Source organism: Ferroglobus sp. (assembly GCF_015521575.1).
Lineage (GTDB): Archaea > Halobacteriota > Archaeoglobi > Archaeoglobales > Archaeoglobaceae > Ferroglobus.
The window spans coordinates 1-3,600 of the sequence record NZ_WANY01000172.1 but is presented as its reverse complement, the minus strand read 5'-3'; the positions used below and the strand labels follow the sequence as shown (position 1 = coordinate 3,600).

Sequence of the window (3,600 nt, the reverse complement as noted above, 5' to 3'; positions counted from 1 at the left end):
ATGAATGAAGTCCTCGTCGCTTTCGTCTCGGTAGAAAAGGGGGATAATGAGGAAGTTGCGGAGAAAGCTGTCGAAGAAATTCTTGACGTGGCTAAAAAAGTTAAAGCTGAGAGAATAATGCTTTACCCTTACGCTCACCTCTCCTCCAATCTTTCTGATCCCGAAACTGCGGTAAGGCTACTGAAATATATGGAAAATCTGATTAAAGAGGAATACGAAGTGCACAGGGCACCTTTCGGATACTACAAATCCTTCGAAATATCTTGTAAAGGTCATCCCTTGAGTGAGCTTTCGAGGGAAATCAGAGGAGAGGAGGAAGAGGTAACCAAAGCTTTGAAGGACGAAGAAAAGGCTGTGAGCTATTGGTATATTTTAACCGAAGATAAAAAACTCGTTGAAGTCGACAAGTTCGATTTCACCAACTACGAGAACCTGAGAAAGTTCGTGAAGTACGAAATGGAAAAAAGGAGGGCTGTGGATAAAATCCCACCCCACGTGGAGTTGATGAAGAGGCTCGAACTGGCAGACTACGAGGAGGCAAGCGACAGCGGGCATCTGAAGTACTATCCCAAAGGCAGGTTGATTAAAAGCCTGATAGAATCCTTCGTGACTGAGAAGTGCATAGAGTTCGGGGCAATGGAAGTCGAGACACCGATAATGTACGACAGAGCCCATCCGACTTTGAGGAAGTACTTGGAAAGGTTCCCGGCGAGACAGTACATTATAAAGGGCGACAAGAGAGATTTCTTTTTGAGGTTTGCAGCGTGCTTCGGACAGTTTTTAATTGCCGCTAACGGAGTCATACCCTACAGAGCGTTGCCGCTGAGAATGTACGAGCTTACGAGGTACTCCTTCAGAAAAGAGCAAAGGGGAGAGTTAGTTGGATTAAGGAGGCTGAGGGCTTTTACAATGCCGGACATGCATACGATAGTGAAGGACATGGAAGAGGCTAAAAGAGAGTTTTTCGAACAGTATAAACTTTCCGTTGAGGTTCTCAAAGAACTGGGGATATATCCAGAAGACTACGAGGTCGCTATAAGAGTAACTAAGGACTTCTTTGAGGAGAATAAAGATTTCATTTACTCCCTCGTGGACATCCTGAAGAAGCCGATACTCATCGAGATGTGGGATAGGAGGTTCTTCTACTTCGTTTTGAAGTTTGAGTTCAACTTCGTTGACGCCTTAGACAAAGCTTCAGCCTTAAGCACTGTGCAGATCGATGTTGAGAACGCTGAAAGGTACGGAATCCACTACTATGACGAAAAAGGAGAGAAAAAGACTCCGCTAATTCTCCACTGCTCAGCAAGCGGTGCTGTTGAGAGAGTTATGTACGCTTTGCTTGAGAAGGCACACATGGAGATTGAGAAAGGAAAGTTGCCGATGCTTCCCGTCTGGCTTTCTCCTACACAGGTTCGAGTCATTCCAGTTTCCGAAAGACATCTGGATAAAGCTTTGGAAATTGCTGAAGTTTTGAAGAGGAACAGGATAAGGGTGGACGTGGACGATAGGGAAGAGACCGTTTCGAAGAAGATAAGAGACGCATCTACCGAGTGGATTCCTTATATAGCCGTGATAGGGGATAAGGAGCTCGAAAGTGGAAAGCTCACGGTTACTGTGAGAAGTGAGTCGACGCTGAAAGAGCAGAAGAGGGTTGAGATGAGCGTAGAAGAGCTCGTGGAGAGAATAAGGAAGGAGTGTGAAGGAAAACCCTTCAAACCTCTACCACTTCCGATGCTCCTCTCAAAGAGACCTTCGTTCAGGTGAGGGAAAATGAAGAAAACGTACCTTCCCATACTGCTTGGAGCGTTGGCTGGAGTCTTATCTTACCTCGTAACCCAAGACCTCAGGACGAGGGACGCGATAGGAATAGTTATCCTCATGCTATTCGTCTACGTTCACAAAATCATACTCCCCAAGTTTGGGGAGAAGATAGAAACCAAAGACTGGGTGGCAATATTCTTCCTATCCCTCTGCAGCTGGTACGTCAGCTGGACGCTCTTACTTAACATGTAACGGAAAAGTTTTATTGTATTACTCCGTAAGTTGAGCATGAACTTAAACTCGAAAAGTCTGGTAGCGTTCGCGATAATTTTCGTTATCGGTTTCGCTGTCGGTTTCGTTTTCAAGCCAGAGAGCGATGGGAAGGAAAGTTCTGAAAAGTACCCTCCAATGGACGAGATCAACAAAAGCGTACTCGATTTTATAAACAAAAAGCTCTTAAAACCCGGAATTGAGGCTGAAATCGTTAACGTGAGTGAGAAGGATAGCTTTTACGTCTTCGAACTTAAATTCTCGAAAGATGGTAATACCATAGGATACGACTCCGTTTACGTAACAAAAGATGGAAAGTATCTTTTTATCGGGAAGTTCGATTTGAGTCAGAGCGTTGAAGATGAAAAAGCTGAAACGTCAATAGATATCGAAAACGAACCTTGGATTGGAGATCAAAATGCGAAGATTACGATAGTTGTGTTTTCCGGCTATGAATGTCCGTTTTGTGCAAAGTTCGCTTTGGAAACGCTTCCGAAAATTCTGCAAAATTTCAGCGTCAAAGTAGTTTTCAAGGACTTTCCGATCCGCGAAGAAGTTAAGGCTCATGAAGCGGCTAATTGTGCTGGAGAGCAAGGAAAGTACTGGGAGTATCACGATATTCTCTTCGAGAAGCAGGATGAGTGGAGAAAGAACGAGAGCAAGTTTATAGAGTACGCTAAGGAGCTTGGACTGAACCTGAGCGAATTCGAAGCCTGTCTGGATTCGGGGAAGTATAGGGAGGAGGTTCTGGAAGACAAGGAGGAGGGAATAAGGCTTGGAGTTAGAGGCACGCCGACGTTTTTCATAAACGGAAAGATGATCGTTGGAGCGAAGCCCTACGAAGAGTTCGAGAAAATCTTGAAAGAAATGACTCAAAAATAACCCTTATATTTCGCACTCCTTAGCATACCCCGAATGAGTTACAGAATAGCTGTTGTCGACAGGGATAGGTGCCAGCCGAAGAAGTGCAGTCACGAGTGTCTGAAGTACTGCCCCAAAGTTAGAACTGGAGACGAAACGATAAAAATAGAGGAGAAAGCTGTAATAAGCGAAGAACTTTGTGTTGGATGCGGAATTTGCGTTAAAAAATGTCCTTTCAAAGCCATAGCCATAGTCGGGTTGCCGAGGGAGCTTGAAGGAAAGGAAGTTCACAGATACGGGAAAAACGGTTTCGTTTTGTATAACTTGCCGATTCCGAGGAAAGGCTACGTAGTCGGGATTCTCGGAGCTAACGGGACTGGAAAAAGTACTGCATTAAGAATTTTATCTGGACAGCTAAAACCGAATTTGGGGAAAGAAGAGGCTGAGTGGGACGAAATTCTTGAGAGGTTTTCCGGAACAGAGCTCTTCAACTACTTAAAAGAGCTTGCCGACGGAAATATTAGAGTTAGCGTTAAACCGCAGTACATCGAAGCCATACCCAAGGTTTACAGGGGAAATGCTGGAGAATTGCTGAAGAAGGTTGACGAAAGGAACTCTTTCGACGAAATCGTGGAGAAGCTGAATTTAAAAGAAGCTGTGAAGAGAGACGTAAAAGAGTTAAGCGGTGGTGAGCTACAAAGGGTAGCT

At 44.6% G+C, this 3,600-nt stretch carries 4 protein-coding genes; all 4 read left to right on the top strand.

The features are described from left to right. On the top strand, nt 1-1,764 hold a 1,764-nt coding region (locus F7C14_RS07000), incomplete at its 5' end, for a threonine--tRNA ligase (protein ID WP_290901304.1). A 6-nt stretch (nt 1,765-1,770) separates the two neighbouring features. Continuing rightward, a complete protein-coding gene (locus F7C14_RS06995; RefSeq protein ID WP_290901302.1) occupies nt 1,771-2,013 on the top strand; it encodes a hypothetical protein in 243 nt (80 codons plus the stop codon). Nucleotides 2,014-2,049: 36 nt separating this feature from the next. Next, nucleotides 2,050-2,913, top strand: coding sequence for a thioredoxin domain-containing protein (locus F7C14_RS06990; RefSeq protein WP_290901300.1), 864 nt, complete (start codon nt 2,050-2,052; stop codon nt 2,911-2,913). Between the two features lie 33 nt (nt 2,914-2,946). Then, nucleotides 2,947-3,600, top strand: a 654-nt coding sequence (locus F7C14_RS06985) for an ATP-binding cassette domain-containing protein (RefSeq protein ID WP_290901299.1), incomplete at its 3' end; no start/stop codon positions are given.